This window comes from Paenibacillus lautus NBRC 15380 (assembly GCF_004000945.1).
GTDB lineage: Bacteria > Bacillota > Bacilli > Paenibacillales > Paenibacillaceae > Paenibacillus_AQ > Paenibacillus_AQ lautus.
Map to the genome: position 1 here is coordinate 145,135 of NZ_BIMF01000011.1, position 20,334 is coordinate 165,468.

Genomic DNA, 20,334 nt, shown 5'->3' on the forward strand with positions numbered 1-20,334 from the left:
TCATGCCTTGACTCCGTGTAATTCTTTCGTCTTCTCTTTAAACATGTGGAGAAACTCTTTGGTCATGCCATGTTCCGAATATAACTCTTCGCAAAACGCAAAAATCGTTTCATAAGATTTGGCTTCTGATAACAGCACCATATGATTGGAAGGATCTATATCCATAACATGCAGATTAGGAAATTGACGTTCCCATTCCTCCCAGTAGGTTGCATGGTCAAGAGCGGAAGAATCTTCGGTAGTAGAGAAATAGGGTTCCAGCTCTCCGAAGATCAGTCCACCTTTATTGCGGAAGTAGTAGCAGGTTACTGCATCGGGTTCGGATAGGGGCCTCACCGAAAATCGATCAAATTGGTATGCATGCTGTATCTTGATATTCGCTTCGATCATCGACATGATTTGCTCCTCCGTCTTGGTGAGTCCGCGGGTGTTTCCAAGCTTAATTAACTGTTCAAACAATTCCTCTTCCTGAACATTCAGATCCAATTCATTCCGATGGATAAGCGTCTGCATAAATTTATCCGGTTCCTGGAAATTCTTTGAGGCAAGGGCCAAATTAACGGCTTGCAATACGGCCGTCTTTCTGGACACGGCTCCTTGCTGAAACTCTTTTCCATATGGTGAATCCAGCATCACCACTGAATTCACCGAATGTCCAAGCTCCTGTAATTGACGCGTCACTTCATACGCCAGTACTCCGCCTAAGGAGTAACCTCCCAGATCATAAGGCCCGTTAGGCTGAACGGATTGAATAATATGGGCATAGTACGCAGCCATCGCCCCAACCCCTTTTAACGGGGATCGATCAGTTAACCACCCTCTTGCCTGGATGCCGTAAAATGGCCGCTCGCTCTTTTGCGCCAGCTTTTGATACATTTCCACGCCACCCAAGCCACCATGAAACCAAAATACGGGCGATCCTTGCGAGCCATTGTTAAGAAGGATTAGTTCGGGAAACTGCGGCCAACTCCCGGGCACTTCGGACTTGCCTTGTCGGCTGATAATGCGTGACCCATCCACTTTGCTCAGCGATTCGATCATTGTAATGATATCCAGAAGCGTCCTGCATTCCTGAAGTTTAACGAGATCCACCGCCGGGGCCAACTGATTCTGCAATTGCTGCAAGAGCTGCATCAATAGAATGGAGTCAAGCCCATATTGATCCAAAGGCCGGTCTGGGTTCATCTCAGGGGGTGCCATTCCCAATATTTTCGATACGATCTCGATAACACGGCTGCTTACATTAGGGTCCGTCTCATCCATAACCGATGTGGTTACTGTTAAACGATGGGTTGAAGCTGCACGTTTAACCTGTCCCTCATGGATCTCTTTTGCACCATCGCCATCAAGATCGGGCCAGCACCTTCTCCTCTCAAACGGATAGACAGGCAGTGACATTCTACGAACCTCTTTTGCATCGTGAAGTGTTTCCCATGGAAATATGCCGCCTCTTGTCCATTGGAGAGCGATATCATTCAGGTTGTTATCCGCAAATAATGTTAGAACGGCATCCGAATCCATTTTGGTCTTGGAATTGACTGTCTCTCCTGTAAAAATGACGGGATGCGAATCTTTCGCCATCGGGAGGACTTGCGATATTTTCAGGAATTGCCTGAAACCACTAATCAGCTCCTCGCGACAGCTTGCAACGAAAGCCAGCCGGGATTCCATCTGTTCTCTGCCTATCTGCAAGGTGTATGCGAAATCGGATAAAGAGAATTCCGGCGCACGTTCTGCGTATTCAAGCATGTGCCGAGCGTATTCTTCCAGTCGCTCTGTACTTTTTGCCGAGAGAGCTACGATCTGAGGTTTCCTCGAAGGTTCCTGATGGTTACCGGCAGCTGCCGGAACATACTCTTCCAGGATGACATGAGCGTTCACACCGCCGATGCCATAGCTGTTTATCGCCGCACGTCGCGGGAGCACCTTACCATGCACATCGGTTAACGGCTCCCATTCATGATGCTCTGCAGAAATTCGAAGCGGACTTCCTTCCAGCGAAATATGCTGACTCGGACTCGTAAATCGTTTCACTCCAGGGATAAGGTTGTGTCTTATCGCCTGAATGGACTTGATCAACGAAGCCATGCCTGAGGCAACTTCCCCATGACCCAGTGAAGGCTTCAGCGTGCTGATATAACAAGCGCTCTCTCCCAAAGATCCAGATGGGGATGGATCGTTAGACGCTATCTCCTGATAACCCGTCTTCAATGCATTGACTTCGATGCCGTCGGCGATAGGCGACGCGATACCATGGGCTTCAATATAGGATATCGTCCGGGGGTTAACACCCGTGCCTTTAAATGCTTGGGCCATGGCTGCCTTCATCCCTGCGGCATTGGGCGAGGTCAATGACATTCCCTTGCCCCCATGGGACACGCCGGTCCCTTTAATTAGAGCATAAATTAAATTATTGTCCTCAATCGCTTTCGACAATGGCTTGATGATGATTGCACCAACACCTTCGCTCCGAACAAATCCGTCCGCGTTGGACTGAAAGGATTTAGCTTTTCCATCCGGGCTTAGATATCCCATAGCATCAAAGCCTATGAAGCCTATAGGAGAAATCAGCAGGTTTACAGCGCCTACAATTGCTTGTTCGCATTCTTCGTTATATATGGATCTGATCGCTCGATGTAACGCTACCAATGTAGAAGAACAAGCCGTTTCGTAGTATTCACTGGGACCTTGCAAGTTTAATGCATATGAAATGCGGTTCGGAATCAGGGACGGGACCACGCCCGTCATCGCTTGGGGATTCCCTTGTGAAATCGAAGTGACGTTCATATAATCGCCTGGGCCTGCAGCTACGAAAACGCCTGTAGGATGTTGCGAGAGCTTACTCGGCGAAATGCCGGCATCTTCAACTGCCTTCCAAACCTGGGTCAGCAGGAGACGCTGTTGGGGATCCATCATTTCGGCTTCTCTCGGAGAAATACCGAAAAATAACGGATCAAACTCTTCCACGCCTTCAATAAAGCCTCCCCATTTCAGACTAGTTTGCTCTTCGTCTTCAGAAGGATTGTCCAAGCATTCTCTCCAATCCCAGCGTTCTTTCGGTATTTCCGTTATACAGTCCTTGCCCTCCACGATATTCTTCCAAAATTCATCCACATCCTTAGCCATCGGAAACAGGCCACTGATGCCCACAATCGCAATTGGCTCAGATTCAGAATCAGTGGCCTTCGGGTCCGGAGACGGCGACTCAGGCCGGACTGCCATCCTTGCCGGGCGAGAACGTGATTTTCTCAAGGGAATCTCTTCTTCTTCGGGCCCCCTTGTCTTCGGCACGGATATATCCTGCTCAACGGTTAATGCAGCCTTTACATCAAAGGCCCCCCGATGTTCCGCTAGCAAATACTCGGCAAAGCTATCCAGCGTCGTATATTCAAAAAACACGGTAGGCGTCAATTCAAGATGGTATTCCTCATTCAGATGATTGGCAAATTGCGTAAGCGAGATGGAATCAAACCCATACTCGCTTAACTCCGAATGCATATCGATGTCTACCAGCTTGACCTTTAGCAGCTTGGATACCGTCTGGACCAAGGCAGATTCTACCCTTTTCGCCAAGTTGGTATCCTCTGACTTAACGGGTGCTGGCATGTTCTCATGCTGAACGGATGCGGCTGCAGGCAGCATTCTAGGCTTCACTCGGGACATGATGCCTGTCATTACTACCACCTGGTTCCTTCCTGAGGCAAACCCCTGATACAGCGCTTGGATACCTGTCGAAGTCTGCATTGGGACAGTACCCAGGCTCTTCATCATGATTTTTTCGACTTCCTCGTCAACACGCATACCGCCTTCTTTCCAGAGCGGCCAATTGATGGATAACATGCGTCCATGCCTTTGCCTGGAAGCCGTAAGCGCATTTCTATACTCCGCGTAGGCATCCATGAAAGCGTTAGCGGCTGAATAATCCGCTTGTCCCGGATTCCCCGTCGCCCCAGCCACAGAAGAAAACGCAATGAACAAATCCAGTTGAATGTCTTTGCTGGCTTCGTCCAGATTTACGAGTCCCCTTACTTTGGGTGCCATCACGTTTTCCAGCTCTTCGACATCTTTTCTGAGAATTAGATTGTCCCGGATAATGCCCGCCCCATGAATGATGCCGTTCAGGCTTCCGTATTCCTCATGAATGCTCTGAATTAAGGAAGTAACCTGCTGCTTATTTGTCACGTCGACTTGTCGATAATCAACCTTGGCTCCAAGAACCCGCAGTTTATCCAGCTCGGCATGCGTGTCCTCATGCAGTGATGAGCGTCCGGTAAGAATCAATACGGCCCCTTTCGCTTTATGGAGAATCTCTTTGGCAAAAATGATGCCAAGACCTCCTGCACCACCTGTGATTAGGTAAATGCCTCGGTCTCTCCAGGGAGCAGCCGCCTGCATAGCATCAGCTTGGAGTTCATCCCATCCGGCAACCCAACGTTTGCCGTCCCGATACCGAATGCGTTGATCCATTGGATATTGACTGTTCTCCATGAATACGTCCGTTATATTAGAATCAACGGATTCTATTTCGATATATTGACATACCAGCTTGGAGTTTTCCGACTGTGCAGCCTTCATCAAGCCGGAGATCCCCGATAACAACAGCTGATCATGCTGCGAGAGTGACAACACCTGGATAAGGATTTTATCTTTGGGCTTGTCTCTCAGGATCGCTTGAATTTCCTCAAAGATTCGGGCCGAATACGTTATGAACCGTTCTTCTATTCGTTCCTGATATGATTCCAGCGTAATGCAACGGGCCTGGCTCAACGGATGGTTTAAACTCTGCTCCATGCCCGAACCGATTTCACACAGGAACACCAAGTGTTTGGCATACTCCGGGGCACTGCTAATCCGAGCAGCTGGCTGGTCCCTCCAGATCGGTTCCAGCATGAGGATGCCAGGCGTTTCCGAAACCGTCGATGATTTCACCTCTCCGTCAAACACCCTGGTTGAAAACCCCTTCATTTTTACATAAACCTTACCCAGAACATCACATAGGTCGATATCCAGTTTCTGCACTTTACTCTCTGGTTTATTTCCGTCACTGTACCGGATTCGTGCCCACATCTCGGAAGGACAGCTGCCGAATACCTCCAGCTCTTGAAGGGCAAACGGAAGTCCCGGCTTCAATGAAGCAGTCGACGCTGAATCTGGGCTCATCATCATGGATATGGTGGCCTGCAGAGCAGAATCCATTAGGCTGGGGTGCAGTTTAAAAGGAGTAGCTGCGTCGGTCACGCTGGATGGAAGAGACAGCTTCGCTAAAGCCTGGCCACTGCCCAAATAGACTTTTTGTATGCATTGATGTGCCGGACCGTATTGTATACCCATTGCGCTATAGGTTTCATAGATCTTGCTTGATGAAATGATGTCCCGATTGCATTCAGTCAGAAGCGATTCAATATCCAACGAAGCATGATCATTCATGCTGCATACTTCCGCACTTCCCTGACTGTGCAGCACCGGTTCTCCTCCCGCTTCCTGCTCACTGTATACTTCATAGGAAATTTCACCATTGTCCTCATGATATAGATCCAAATGGACTTGAACCGGTTGATCTTCCGCCAAAATGGGCCGAGCCCATACGACATTTTTAAGCCGAATTCCTGTGCGACCTTGCTCCAGCGTCTCTCCGGCAATTTGTTCTACGGCCGTTCGAGCCATTTCAAGATAAGCCACTCCAGGCAGAACCCGCTGTCCCTTCACAACATGATCCTTAAGGAAAAACTCGCCCCCCGTAAAGACCGAACTGAAACGCAGCCCCGAAAGATCGGAGGTATTCCGGTGAAGTAAAGGATGAACAACCGATACGGCCGGAACTCCAACAGGCTCTGTTGCATTGGCATCCTTCTCGAATTCAGGAATCCAGTAAGGTTCACCAGCAAACGGATAAGTTGGCAAGCCAATGCGGCACGGCTTAACGTCTCCATAGATCTGGTTCCAGTCGACACCCAGTCCTCTTACCCAAAGATTGAGAAGTTTGGCGTATTTTCCGCGCTGGATCCATTTGATAACGGCTTCCTGAAACTCTTCATCCGCTTCGAAGACTGACAACGTCTCCTTATTGCGTTTAACCTGTCCCCGGAACATGTCCTTGATATGACCACGGCCCTCAATGAATCCTTCCAACTTCATCTTAAGATCGTCCATAGACCCTACGATCCATGCCAATCGTTCTTCCATGGCTTCACGCCCCACTTGAAGCGTATAGGCAATATCAGCAAGCGCGCCGTCCGAGAACTGTTCTTCCGTAATGGCATACAATAACTGCCTGGCCTTTTCCCGGAGCCTGTCTTCGTTTTTAGCCGATAAGAGGATTAGCGCAGGACTTTGCGAATTGACGGCAATGCGGGCCCGTGGATCGTTTACCGGGACATACTCTTCAACTATGATATGTGCGTTAGCTCCCCCTGCACCGAAGGATGAAATACCGGAACGGCGAGGAACTTCCTGTCCATCAATCGTTGGACGTTTCCAATGAGCGGTATCACGCTGCACAACAAATGGCGTCCGATCAAAGTCAATATTAGGGTTTAAACCATGCCCGTGCATGACATTTTTCACTAAGGTTTGATGCTTCAATTGAAGTAATACTTTGGTAAGCTGCGCAATACCAGCCGCTGCCTCTGCATGTCCAATGTTGGATTTGACTGAAGAAATGGAGCAATATCCTGTATCCCCGGTATATTTGCCGAATACATCCGTCAAGCCTTTAATCTCAATCGGATCCCCGAGGGAAGTTCCGGTGCCGTGAGCTTCAATGGAACTGATGCTTCTTGGATCAATCCCGCTTTGGATAAGCGCCTTTTCAATCGCCTGAGACTGGGACACTGGACTTGGTACCGTATAACCGTTCGTCCTGCCCGCATGACTGACCGCGGTTCCTTTTATGACCCCATAAATGGAATCCTGATCCTTGATTGCCTCCTGCAAAGGTTTCAAAAATACGGCGCCTACCGCCTCAGACGGCACATAACCTGTTCCCCCTTCGCCAAAAGCCCGGCATCTTCCGTCGGAGGCGCTGAATTGTCCCTGGCACAATGTAATATACTTGCTGGGATGGAGCGAAAGATTTACACCGCCGGCGATTGCCATCCGGGACTGCCCATTTCGAATGCTTTCACAAGCCAAGTGAACAGCATATAGGGATGAAGAACATGCTGTGTCCACCGTCAAACTCGGACCTGTAAAATCCATGATATAAGACACCCGGTTTGCTATCGAGAACATCTGGCTTGTCGCCAGATACATCTCTTTATTGGCTTGCCCGGCAGCATCGGCCATAAACAACTGATAGTTGTTAAAAGTAGCCCCGACAAAGACTCCGATTTGATTTCCATACCCATCCCGCTTCGGCGATTTCCGGGTATATCCCGCATTCTCCATACAGCCCCAGGCAACCTCAAGAAACAAGCGTTCCTGCGGATCCATGTACATGGCGTCTCTCGGTGAAATATTAAAAAACAATGGATCGAAATATTCAATGCGATCCAAGAAGCCTCCCCACTTGCTATAGCTTAAACCTCTCGCTACCGCTTTGGACCGGTCCGGTTCATAGAAGCCGTCTAAAGACCAGCGGCTTGCCGGAATTTCTTCAATGGAGTCCTTTCCTGCGTACAGGTTGTTCCAGAACTGCTGCAGCGTATCTGCTTTCGGATAGCGCCCAGCTAACCCGATAATGGCAATATCGGTCGAGACGTTTGGCTGCCGATCCGTTAATTGGATAGAACGGCTTAAAGGTATCGCTGCTGGATTAGGAGCTTGCGGAGGTTGTTTTGGGGCCGGTCCCACTTGCTCAACCTGCTTTAGGTTCTTCAGAGATGTTCCATTCACAGCTATATCCACATGTTTGGAAACCCCTTCATTATATTCCCGTGCCAAATAAGCGGCTAATGCTTGGATGCTGTTGTACGTATAAAAAAGAGTGGCGTCTAATTGTCCAACCCATAGCTCGATTTTTTTATTTAACGCATGAATCATCAGGGAATCCAGTCCCAATTCTTCAAAGGAGGCCGCATTCTCCAATTTATCATGGGGAATCCCGGTTACCTCCATTAAGAGGGTTCTTAGTTGAGCTGAAACTGCCGACACCAGCGCTTCAGAATCCATTTCGGCTGAATGATGTGGAATCTCAACATCAGCTTTGATCTCCCCATCATATGTGCGGTCAGTTAACGGACTCACCTCAGCTTCTACTGCAGGATGAGGTCCTGCGTCATCGATCCTCCTGATTGTTGGCTCATCAAATTCTGCTTCAGCAGTATTCACCCAATAGCTTTCCCGTTCAAATGGATACGTCGGCAGATTAACCTTGTAAGGTCGAACATGTCCAAAAAGTTGACCCCACTCGATTTCATATCCCTGGCAATAAAAGTCCGCCAGGGCATAAAGCGTCTCTTGAAATTGGCTTTTGCCAAGATGCTGGGTACGGCACTTCGCAAGAAGTTCCTGTATATACAGTTGCATCGCTTTTTGTCCGGTAAAATCGCGGGGAACCCTGCCTTCGAAAAGATTCGGCACTTTCTCGCGGTTCCCAGCCTGTTTCATTACATAAACAGCATCGCTTAAATCCTGTATGACAACGGCACAGCGATAACTGAAATGAACTCGGCCATTCAGCAGCGTATAGCTGATATGCTGAAGGTCCTCATCACCCCACTTCTCGTTAACGAGTGCATGAAGCATATCCCGGATTTTTTCCTCGAGCGCTTCTTTTGTTTTGGCTGAAAGTGCAAGCACATAGTACGGCGGTCGCTTCGTGGACACAGCAACTTTTTTCCTCGAATAACTCTCGACAACCATGTGCGCGTTAGTTCCGCTCATTCCGAAAGCGCTAACGGCTCCTTTTAGGGATGCTCCGTTTGCTTGACTCCATGCCTTCGCTTTCTTGTTTACATAGAACGGGCTGTCCGCCCATTGGATATAATCGTTCTCTTGCTCAAAATGAAGGCTTGGCGGAATCATTTCATGACGCATGGACATCACGAGATTAATCAGGCTAACCAGTCCGGAAGCCGCAAAAGTATGGCCAAAATTCGTCTTGGAAGAGGTAAGCGCGCAGTACCCCTGTTTCTCGGTATGCGCTTTAAACGCTTCATTCAAGGCATTAATTTCTACTGGGTCGCCCAATTTTGTCCCGGTGCCATGGGTTACAATGTACTCTATTTCTGCTGGATTGATCTGATATTGATGGTAAACTTCTTTCAACAGATTGGTTTGGGCAATTCCGCTGGGAGCTGTGATCCCATTGGTTCTCCCATCATAATTAATTCCGCTTCCGCGAATCACCGCATGTATAGGGTCCCCATCCGCTTCGGCTTGTGACAAGCGTTTGAATACCAAAGCGGAAACAGCTTCACCAGGAACCGTTCCGTTAGCCCGTTGGTCAAATGCATAACACTTGCCGTCTGCAGATAATATCCCGGCCTGACTAATACCAGCGTATGCATTGGGTGTAAGCAGCAGATTGACTCCTGCCACGATGGCCGCATCGCACTCTCCATTACGAAGGCTCATACACGCTTGATGAGCTGCAACCAGTCCCGATGAACATGCTGTATTAATGGCCATATTCGGCCCGGTCAAGTTCAGAAAATACGATAATCGCGCTGCCAGAATAGCATTATGGTTAGAGGTTATACTCCCTTTGTCTTTCACAAGCAGATGATAGTCGCCGTCTTCGACTCCAACAAACATCCCGATCTTGCATCCGCCGAGCTTGTCCTCCCCATAACCGGCATCTTCCAACGCCCTCCAGGATTCCTGAAGCAATAGCCGCTGTCTCGGATCCATCGTTTTCGCCTCATTAGGCGAAATCTCAAAAAACATCGGATCAAATTCACGGACGCCCGGAATGGTTCCGCACCATTTGCAATGGATTGACGTTGATTCCTGCTCGCCATCCCCATAGTATCGCCGCCAATCGAATCTCTCGGCAGGAACTTCCGACACGGCACTTTGGCCTTCCGCCAGGATCGTCCACATCTCATCGATGTTTCGAGCTTCCGGAAACCGTCCGCTCATGCCAATGATCGCAATAGGCTCTTGGAGGTTTGATGATGATGAAGCTATTCGTTCCTGCACCCTCGCTCTCTTGAATGCTTTTGGCTCAGCTGCAGCTGTGTCCGGGTGGTTTGGCGATTCCGTATCTGAAATCTGACTTTCTCGATAAAATTCCGTCGTCATTTCGTTATGCTCTTTCAAAAAATAATCGATTAATTTTCCGATCGTGGATTGTCCGAAGAACAACGAAGGTGTGATATCCAAGCTATAATGCCCGGTCAGCACATTGGCAAATTGTGCAAGATTGATGGAATCAAAGCCGAATTCCGCCAAATTTTCGTCTAAATCCAGCTTATCGCGAGGGATCTTAAGGAGCTCGCTTACGATTTCCTTCATATCCCATTCCAAGCACTGCGCAAGGCTCAATCCCTTCATTTCATTCCGCCATCCCTTGCCGGGAGCAGCGTTCGCATTTACGGTAATTCGTGTTTGTCTATTCGCTTCTGATGAATTCTCGTTGTTGGCCAGCCCCAGGAATCGATGCACCCGGCTCCGCTGACCAACCAGCACCAGATGCTGCGAAAGACTGTGAGAAAGAATACGCTCAAATACCTGTAAGCCCTCTTCAGTTTCCAGCAAGCGCTGACCGCTGGATTTCAAATACATCTCAGTATTATCCTGATCCTGAAAGCCCATGCCGCCTTCCTTCCAAAGCGGCCAATTGATCACGATGGATCGACCGGCCCGGTTCTGTTCGTTCCGATGTCGCGCATATGCCATCTGATACCGGTTTCCAATGGCGTAGTCGCATGAACCAAAATCGCCGATCACAGCCGAGGTGGATGAGAAATAACAGATAAATTCCAACTGCTGCTCATCCTGAAGTATTTCATCCAGTGCGAGTGTTCCTTCCACTTTAGGAGCGAGCACTGCATGGAAATCTTCCAGCTCTTTTTCAAGAATATTTTGACGGCTTGACATGCCGGCCGCATGAATAACCCCATGAATAGGTCCGAAACGAGCCTTTGCAGCGACCAAACCTTCACGCATATGTTCCACGTCACAAATATCGGATTGGAGATATAGAACTTGACTGCCCAGGTCCTCCAGCTCCTTGATGCCGGCCCGTATCTCATCATTCATTGGGGATCTGCCTGTAAGGATTAAATTCGCAGCATATCGGCTTGCGATATGTCTGGCAAAAAGAAGCCCCAAGCCGCCGCATCCGCCGGTAATCAGGTAGGTTCTCCCTCGCTTCAACATGATGGAATCAATCTCCAGCATGGTGGGCTTGACTCGGCAAATATATCGTTTACCGTCCTGATACAGTACACTTCCTGATTGGTTTGCTTGAAGTTCCGTCCACAGCTTCCCAATCGGGACGATCAGAGACTCCTTTCGCAACCGTGCCTGCAACTCAATGGAAACGACACTTACGCTAACATTTGGCAGTACGAGACCTAAAGATCGCTCAAAGCCAATCCATGATTCCATATAACATCGCTCAATCGGATTCTCGAATTGGCCGGCAAGCAACAACTGCTTCGGTTTTAATTTTGCGGCAGCGATAGCCTGAACCATATGCACGATGCTGGAATAATCTTTGATGTATGCAGCATCTTCAATAGGCCATAAATACAGCACGGCATCGATCTCTTTGAAATCCTCACGGATACTCGACAGCGCCTGTACATATGAATCCCTATTCGTCGCGGGAATACTGTAATCGTGCCTGGATTTCTTGTCAAAGACGGTACTTCGCGAAACAAAAATAACCTGCGTGTCTCCACCCAAGGCTGTGGCTTTGTCCATAACAATCTGTTTGCTCTCCTCTTCTGTTAGGAAACAAACCAGCGTCTTTAAATCGGCGTTATGGATATCCTCTAAAGCCTCTTCTTCCCAGACCTCTTCAAATGTCATCAATTCGTAAGCTTCTTGCGGCGCCGCACCTTCTGTTATTCGAAGCTGATCTTGTTCCACTGAAGGCCCATGATGTGCATCTCTTCGGGGCCTGTTTATGATTCGGAAGCGCCCGGGTTTCGTATTTGGAACGCCAGCGGTCGCGTCTTGGACAGATGCCCAATAATGCTCTCTGGCGAATGGATAAGTCGGAAGCTCTGTCAGCTGGGCCAGTGCACCGTCATATAAACCATCGCCGCTGATCTCATACCCTTGGCAGTACAGATCAGCTAATGCATAGAGTGCTTCCCGGTATTTATCCGGATCTTCCTTCAGAGATTGGGCAGATCTCAGTAGATCGTTGACGTACTGCTGAATCAAAGCTTGGCCTTCAAAATCACGTGGCACTTTTCCAGCAAAGCGATTGGGCAGTCGTAATGTATCCCCGTTAGCCGATAATATATATTCTGCGTCCTGTTTATCCCCAGCAACAACTGCCATACGATGGTTAAAATGCTGTCGTCCTTCCAACAAGGTATAACTTATTTTGCTCAACGATTCCTGTGATGCATCCGCTTTTCCTAGCATGACAACCATATCTTGAATCTTCTCTTCCAATGCTTCCTTCGATTTGGCAGAGAACGTAAGCAAATGATAAGGGGGAATGCCTGCTGGCTCTTCTTCGGAAGCTGTAACGTAGCTCTCCAAAACCATATGAACGTTCGTTCCGCTCATTCCGAACGCACTTACGGCACCCAGACGTTTTTTATTTCCGCTGGCTGGCCAGGGTTTATTCGTTGTATTGACATAAAAAGGACTCTCCGTCCAATGGATATAATCATTCTCCTGCTCAAAATTCAGGCTTGCAGGAATCGTTTCATGACGGAAAGCTTGTATCAGATTGATCATATTGACTAACCCAGAAGCGGCGAAGGTATGCCCAAAATTCGTTTTATTGGAAGTAATCGCGCAATATCCTTGTTTATCCGTATAGGCTTTGAATGCATCTTGAAGGGCGTTTACCTCTACCGGATCCCCCAGTCTCGTTCCGGTCCCGTGTGTTACGACATATTCAATATCACCCGGGTTAACACGGGACTGTTCATAAACGGCTTTCACAAGCTCGGTTTGCGTAACTCCGCTCGGAGCCGTGATTCCGTTTGTTTTGCCGTCATAGTTGATACTGCTGCCGCGGATCACCGCCAAGATCGAATCCCCATCGGCTTCTGCCCTGGATAAACGCTTGAGCACAACCACGGTGACCGCTTCTCCAGGAACAAGCCCGTTCGCCCGTTTATCAAATGCAAAGCATGTACCATCCCTGGAGAGCATCCCGGCCTGACTCATTCCAACATACGGGTCTGGAGTAAGCATCAGATTGACACCGGCAGCAATGGCCGTATCACACTCATCATTGCGAAGGCTGAGACAAGCTTGGTGTGCTGCGGCCAGCCCAGAAGAACATGCCGTATCCACCGTGAGTACCGGACCATTCAAATTCAGAAAATAGGACAGCCTTGCCGCTAGAATAGCATTATGGTTGGAGGTAATCCCTGCCTCTCCTCTAACTAGCTGCTGGTAATCCCCTTGCTCAGCACCCACAAACATGCCAATTTTCCCAGCTCTGATTTTTTGGTCTCCGTAGCCAGCATGCTCCAACGCCTTCCAGGCTTCCTGGAGCAATAAGCGCTGCCGCGGATCCATTGATTCCGCATCCTTAGGTGAGATCTCGAAGAATAACGGATCGAATTCGCTAACGCCTGGGATACAACCGCACCATTTACTGTCTGTCTTGTGAGGATCCTTGTCTGAGGGACTGTAATAATGACGCCAATCAAACCGATCAGCGGGAATTTCTCTCACTGCGTTCCTTCCCTCGGTTAGAATCGTCCACATTTCTTCAACGTTTCTCGCTTCCGGGAATCGTCCACTCATGCCGATAACGGCGATGGGCTCATGGGCATCATCAGATAAGTTCCTGCTTAGCTTCACCTTTGACTGCGCGATGGGGCGTGTTTGGGGAGCGATCTTTGCAGGCCTGTGCTCGTCAGCCTCATAGTAGAACTCGGCAAGTGCTTCTTGATGCTCCTTCATCAAATACTCCGTTATTTTACTTATCGTGGAATGACCGAAGAATACCGAAGGTGTTAGTTCCACCCCATAATGCTTAGACAGCCTGGTCGCCAAATGGGTTAAACTTATGGAGTCAAAGCCAAAATCAGCAAGATTGATTTCGTTGTCCAGCCTACCCTTCTGAATTTGGAGCAATATACCGATCTGTTCCTTCAAATCCCATTCAATGCACTGCTTCGTGTTCATGCCTCTCATTTCTCTTCGCCGGCCTTTACCTGACACAGCTCTTCGATGACTTGCCGCGTGGTTTGTTTCCTTGGAGATTCCATCCATCTCCATCCTTGCAGACTCATTCACATCCGCCGAGTCCACGAGCGACTTCCGGGTTGATGAAACAACGCCTTCATTAATCAACTGTTTCTCTGCAATATAATATCGTTCCCTCGCAAAGGGATAGACGGGCAGGCTTCGACGACGTGGTTTAACGCCATTCCTATACAGGATATTCCAATCCACGCGCAGGCCCTGAACCCATATCATGGCGATGCTACGAAAATTCCGCTCCAGTACCAGCTTCTCCATGGATGAATCCGCTTCTTCTATACTCTGTTGCTCTTTACCCGGCTTCATCTGGCCCCTGTAAAGTCCATCAATATCGTTGTGTCCCGTCAAATAACGCGCTAGCTTAGCTTGAAGATCTTGAATCGATTCCGCAACGACTGCAATCCGTTCTTCCATGGCTTCTCGCCCAACCTGAAGAGTGTAAGCCGTATCAAAGAGCTGACTATCCGATAAATCCTCCTCAGCCATCATCTCCAAGAGCTGTTTCACTCTCTCGTTTAGGCATGGTTGGTTTTTGGCTGACAACGGAATAACCACAGGAAGACCATCTTGAGAAGACGGGGCCGGGCGATACGTCTCCTCAGGCGTATATTCTTCTAAGATGACATGGGCATTGGAACCGCCTGCTCCAAAGGACGAGACACCCGCTATCCTAGGAAACTCTATAAGCTCTCCATCCATATGAATCATCGGTTTTTGCCATTCCTGAAGCGATTGTTGGACGACAAAAGGCGTGTTGGCAAAGTTAATGTTCGAATTCAGTTCTTTAGCATGCAGACTGGGTACCAGCATCTTATGCTTCATTTGCAAGACGATTTTGGTTAGACCTGCCATGCCGGCTGCCGCTTCCAAATGGCCGATATTGGATTTGGCTGAACCGATGGAGCAAAACCCCGTATCCCGTGTATCTTTAGAGAATGCTTGGGTAAGCCCCGTAATTTCAATGGGGTCGCCGAGATCGGTTCCTGTTCCGTGCGCTTCGATATAACTGATCGCTCTTGCATTTATGCCTGCTTTATCCAGTGCAGCACGGACGAGTTCTCCCTGCGCTACAGGATTGGGTACAGTATAGCCGTTGGTTTTACCGCCATGGTTCGTACTGGTGCTTCTAATCACGGCATGAATTTGATCTTCATCTGCAATTGCACGTGACAGAGGTTTCAGAAGAACGATCCCCACGCCTTCGCCAGGAACAAATCCGTTTGCGCCCTGGCCAAAACTTTTGCATCTGCCATCCTTCGAGAGCATTTGTTGTACGCTCAGCCAATGATAATTGGAAGGGTGCAAGTACAGATTCACGCCGCCCGCGATCGCCATTTCACATTCTCCCAGATGAAGATGCTCACAGGCTTCATGAATCGCGGTCAGAGAGGAAGAGCACATCGTATCAATCGGCATGCTCGGTCCTTGTAAATTCAGATAGTACGAAACTCTGTTCGCGACTGAGCTAAAGGAGGTGTATGGGTTAACATGTTCCCCCTGCTCCCATAAACCGGGGCCGTACAGATCGTAACCCGTCTTCGTGATCCCGGCAAAAACGCCTACCCGGCGATGATGCCTGATCGCCAGATGCTCCCGCGTATAACCCGCGTCTTCTAACGCTTCCCAACAGGACTCGATGAACAAGCGCTCTTGAGGGTCCATCATCATGGCTTCGCGGGGAGAAATATTGAAAAACAAAGGGTCAAAATCCGCAAATCCCTCTAAAAAGCCTCCCCATTTACTATAGCTCTTGCCTTGCGCCACCGCTTCCTGTGGATCCGGATCGAAGAAGTCTTCCATCGGCCAGCGGTCATCAGGTATTTCGGTAATACAATCTCTGCCTGCCTTAAGATTCTCCCAATATTCGTTGAGATTGCGGGCAGAAGGATAGCGTCCGCTTATACCGATAATAGCAATGGGTTCTCGCGATTTGAGCTCAGGTTTATGGATTGGAGAGCGGGTAGAACGGTTCTTCTCTTTACGGAATGAAACGAGAACAGGAAAAGGTTCACCGGAACGCGGTTCCACCGATGGTCTTGCAGATCCCTCCTCACTCTGCTCTCCCAGCCCTGTCCACCACACACATCGTTCCGTGTGTTCCGCAGTCAGATAATCAAGGACTTCACCTAATGTCTGGTACTCGTAGAACAATGTTTTGGAAAGCTCCCCGAAGATCCCTGCCATCTTGGCATTCAATTGGTTGATCATGATCGAGTCGATTCCATAACTCTCAAGGGGTTCATTCACATGTAATTGGGTAACCTCGAGTCGCGTCACTTCTCCGAAGAGGACTTTGAGTTGACGGCCCGTTCTGTCTCTTAACAAGCCCTCATCGACTTGGTGACGCTTTGTTGGTTCAGAAGCTGCTGATTTAGGAGTGGGACCGGGTAGCAGCCTCTCTCTGATCTGATCTACTTGACCTGACAGGATGAGGACTCGATCATGACCGGAAGCCAGTGCTTGATGCATAGCCTGTATACCGGTTTTCGTGTCCAGAGCCGTCATGCCCCAGCTTTGCATCATCGATTTCTCCGTTATTTCATCAACTTCCATTCCGCCATCCTTCCAGTATGGCCAGTTGATGGACAACGATTGGCCTTGGCGCAGTCCGGATGCTACGAGACCGTTTCTATACGCCGCATAGGCATCCATATATGCGTTCGCAGCAGCATAATCCGCTTGTCCCGGATTGCCGAAACAGCCCGCGATCGACGAGAAGAAAATAAAGAAATCCAGCGGCAAATCCTTGGTGGCCGAATCTAGATATGTCGTCCCTGACACTTTGGGATTCAGCACTTGCTCCAATTCATTCCCGGTCTTCTTAAGTATGAAATTGTCACAAACGACACCTGCACCATGGATGATCCCATGCAGGCTTCCGAATTCCTCCAGGATGTCATGAATCAGAGGTTCTACCTGGTCCTTAAGAGACACATCCGTTTGTTTATAATCGATTCTGGCCCCTGTTGCTCTCATCTCATGAAGTTTGGCTTCTTTATCCATAGATAGTACAGAACGACCGGTAAGAATCAATACTGGATCGTTAACTTGCCGGATAATATCTTCCGCAAACAGGAGTCCGAGTCCACCTGCGCCTCCGGTAATCAGATAAACCCCGTTGTCTTTCCATGGAATGCTCGCCTCCACCGGCGGAACAATAACTTCATTCCACCCTGCCTCCCACCTTTTTCCTTGATCAAAGCGTATGATATCTACTGCCAACCCCTTGCTGTGGTTAAGCATCTGCACGAGTATTGATGCCTCTACATCCGGTTCTATTTCTATCAGTTGACCGCTTAATCGCGGGTTTTCCATATGGGCTGTTCTTAGAATGCCGTAAAGTCCGGTGAACAGCTTCTGCTCACCCTGAACCGGCACCACAAGTTGAATAAGCACCTCGCCGGTCACTTTCTGCTCCATTATCGTTTTCACGAGGTCAAGAAACTGCTGTGCATAAGATTGGAAGCGTTGATTGATCTCCAGGTAAGAAGGTGACTGAAGCATCAGGCACTCAATGCCTGTCAGCCCGCTCTGTAGACTTTCGAAGGTTGAATGATCCATCTCACAAAAGATGGCTAGATGCCGGACATAACTCGACGGATTCCCACCATTCATGGTCTCTGATTCTTTATAGATCGGTGTAAACAACTGGACCGCTGAAGCAGACACTGATCCTTTTGAACTTGAAAGAGCATCCTGATTTCTCATATTTGTAATCCTCCTCCAACCTTTGCGTGTTTTACGGTGTGCTGTCCGTTGCTCTCCAATCGCGCTGTAAGTCCTCTCATGGTTGCGTATAACGCTCCGTGATGATCGTAGAAGTCAATATCCACTTTGATATTTGTCCCCTGAACGCCGTACGCACTGTTTCGTACGTGAACCCATGACAATGGAGTTGGCTTACCGATCATGTGAACCTCCTGCAAGGATAGTGGTTGTGCAGAACCCACGATTCCGCTACCCATTTGCTCATCCCAATCTGGCAAGAGGCCTAACGTCGCTTGCATAGCTGCCTCGGTTAGACTTGGATGCAGTATGAAATGATGGGATGAAGCCCGGAAAGCAGAATGCATTGAAAGCTTCGCGAGCAGCTGGTGATGTCCGATAAACATCTCCTCTACCACTTGCTGTTGAGGACTATGAATTATTCCTGCTTCCACATATCCCTTGTACCAATCAAACTTCGAGAAATATTTCACATTGCATTGTGCCTGTACAAGACTCATATCAGCCCGCGATGCCGCGCTTTGTAGGGCAGTTGTCGACACCCGTCCCTGATTGTGTATAACCGGATCTATGCTATTCTTGTCAACTGTACTGTAGATTTCATATGAAAGGTCTCCCTCATCCGGGAAGATATCAATATGAAGCTGCAAGTCTTCTTGCACAAATTCAACCGGTTGGGACCAAACTACATCCTTGATCTGGATCACTTCAGGAGGGTCAAAGAAAACTCCCCTCGATAACTCCGCTGCTTTCCTAGCCATCTCCAGATATATCATCCCCGAGAATATGTTTCTTCCTGAGACATCAGTTGAAGCCAGTAAAGGTTCGCCTCTGTTAAAAGTCGAGCTGTAGCGGACTCCCGAAAGATCCGATGTGTTCTGGTGAAGCAGAGGGTGCAGCATGGCCTGCCCATGTGGGGCTGATTCAATAGAAGAACTGCCTTTGCTTTTTTCATCCGGTACCCAATAGCGTTCAGTTGCAAAGGGATAGGTTGGCAGAGATATGATGGTATAGCGTTCATTCGTGAACAACGCTTCATAATCAAGCCCATATCCTTGAATATATAACTCAGCAATGGTTGTTAGCCGCTCCATATATTCGGTGGGTTCGACCGAATGGCATTCCTTGATGCATTGGTTTCCGTATCGCTTTAAGGAAGGCTGTTCCCGGCGATCATTTTCATTCAGTTCCGAAATATAAACCTGTGGTACCTTGCTTCTTGCCAGCCATTTACCAAGGAATATCGTTAATTCATCCAAACTCCGAACTACGCAGGCTAACCGGTTGTTAAAATGCTTTCTTCCCGCCAACAAGGTATAGCTAAGGTTTCCGCAGTCCGCTTGCCTGTCATCCTGGCAGTAATCCAGTAGTTGATTCGCCTGCTTGCGCAGCTGCTCAGGCGTACGTGCAGATAACACAATCAGATATCCCGGTTTGTCGGTATGTCTCCCTGTTGGTTCCGGTCCCTCTTCTATAACAATATGGGCGTTTGTTCCGCTGAATCCGAAGGAGCTCACGGCTGCTCGTCTTTTACCACTCCTTCCTTTCTCCCAATTCCTGAGGCTCGTATTTACATAAAAGGGGCTGTCCTTAAACTGAATATTCGAATTCCCCGTTTCAAAATTTAGCGTAGGCGGAATTTGCTTATGCTTCAAAGACAGCAAAACCTTAATGATTCCCGCGACGCCAGCCGCATGGGCCGCATGACCGATGTTGGTCTTGATTGAGCCGATCGCGCAGTACTCCTTGTTGTCGGTATAATTTCTAAAAGCCTTCGTTAGTGCCTGATACTCAATCGGGTCTCCCAGCTTCGTGCCCGTTCCATGAGCTTCAACAACCTGTATATCGCCAGGATCAATTTGAAAGGTATCATATACGTTTCGTTCCAGGCGTTCCTGAGAGACGGCGCTTGGCGCCGTTATGCCGTTCGTCGTTCCGTCTTGGTTCATTCCCGATCCGCGAATGACTCCATAAATATGATCCCCGTCATGTATCGCTTCCTGAAGACGCTTCAGCACAAGAACACCCGCCCCTTCACCAGGGATAAATCCGTCAGCACGCTCGTCAAAAGTATAGCTGTGGCCCGTTGTCGAGAGCATTCCCGCTTTGTTGGTGCTCAAGTAGTACCATGGCGTAGACTGGATAAACACGCCTCCAGCCAATGCCATTTCTGTCTCGCCTGACCATAACCCCTGACATGCCATATGGACGGCGACTAATGAGCTGGAACAGGCCGTATCAATGGCGATGGCCGGCCCCTTGAGATCAAGATAATACGCAATCCGTGCCGGAATGACCGACCCGGCTATG

General features: G+C 48.8%; 2 protein-coding genes (1 of these 2 only partly in view). Both read right to left on the reverse strand.

The genetic code is table 11. The annotated features are described in order from the left end of the window. The gene (locus PLA01S_RS19600) at positions 1-18,006 is read right to left on the reverse strand and encodes an SDR family NAD(P)-dependent oxidoreductase (RefSeq protein ID WP_127593644.1); all 18,006 of its coding nucleotides are present in this window, start codon (positions 18,004-18,006) and stop codon (positions 1-3) included. Continuing rightward, on the reverse strand, positions 18,003-20,334 hold the 3' portion of the coding sequence (locus PLA01S_RS19605) for an SDR family NAD(P)-dependent oxidoreductase (RefSeq protein WP_246059698.1). Its footprint extends 8,003 nt past the window's final position; 2,332 of the gene's 10,335 nt are visible here — the last part of the coding sequence; its start codon lies off the right edge, out of view; the stop codon is at positions 18,003-18,005. The genes PLA01S_RS19600 and PLA01S_RS19605 overlap by 4 nt, the downstream gene beginning before the upstream one ends.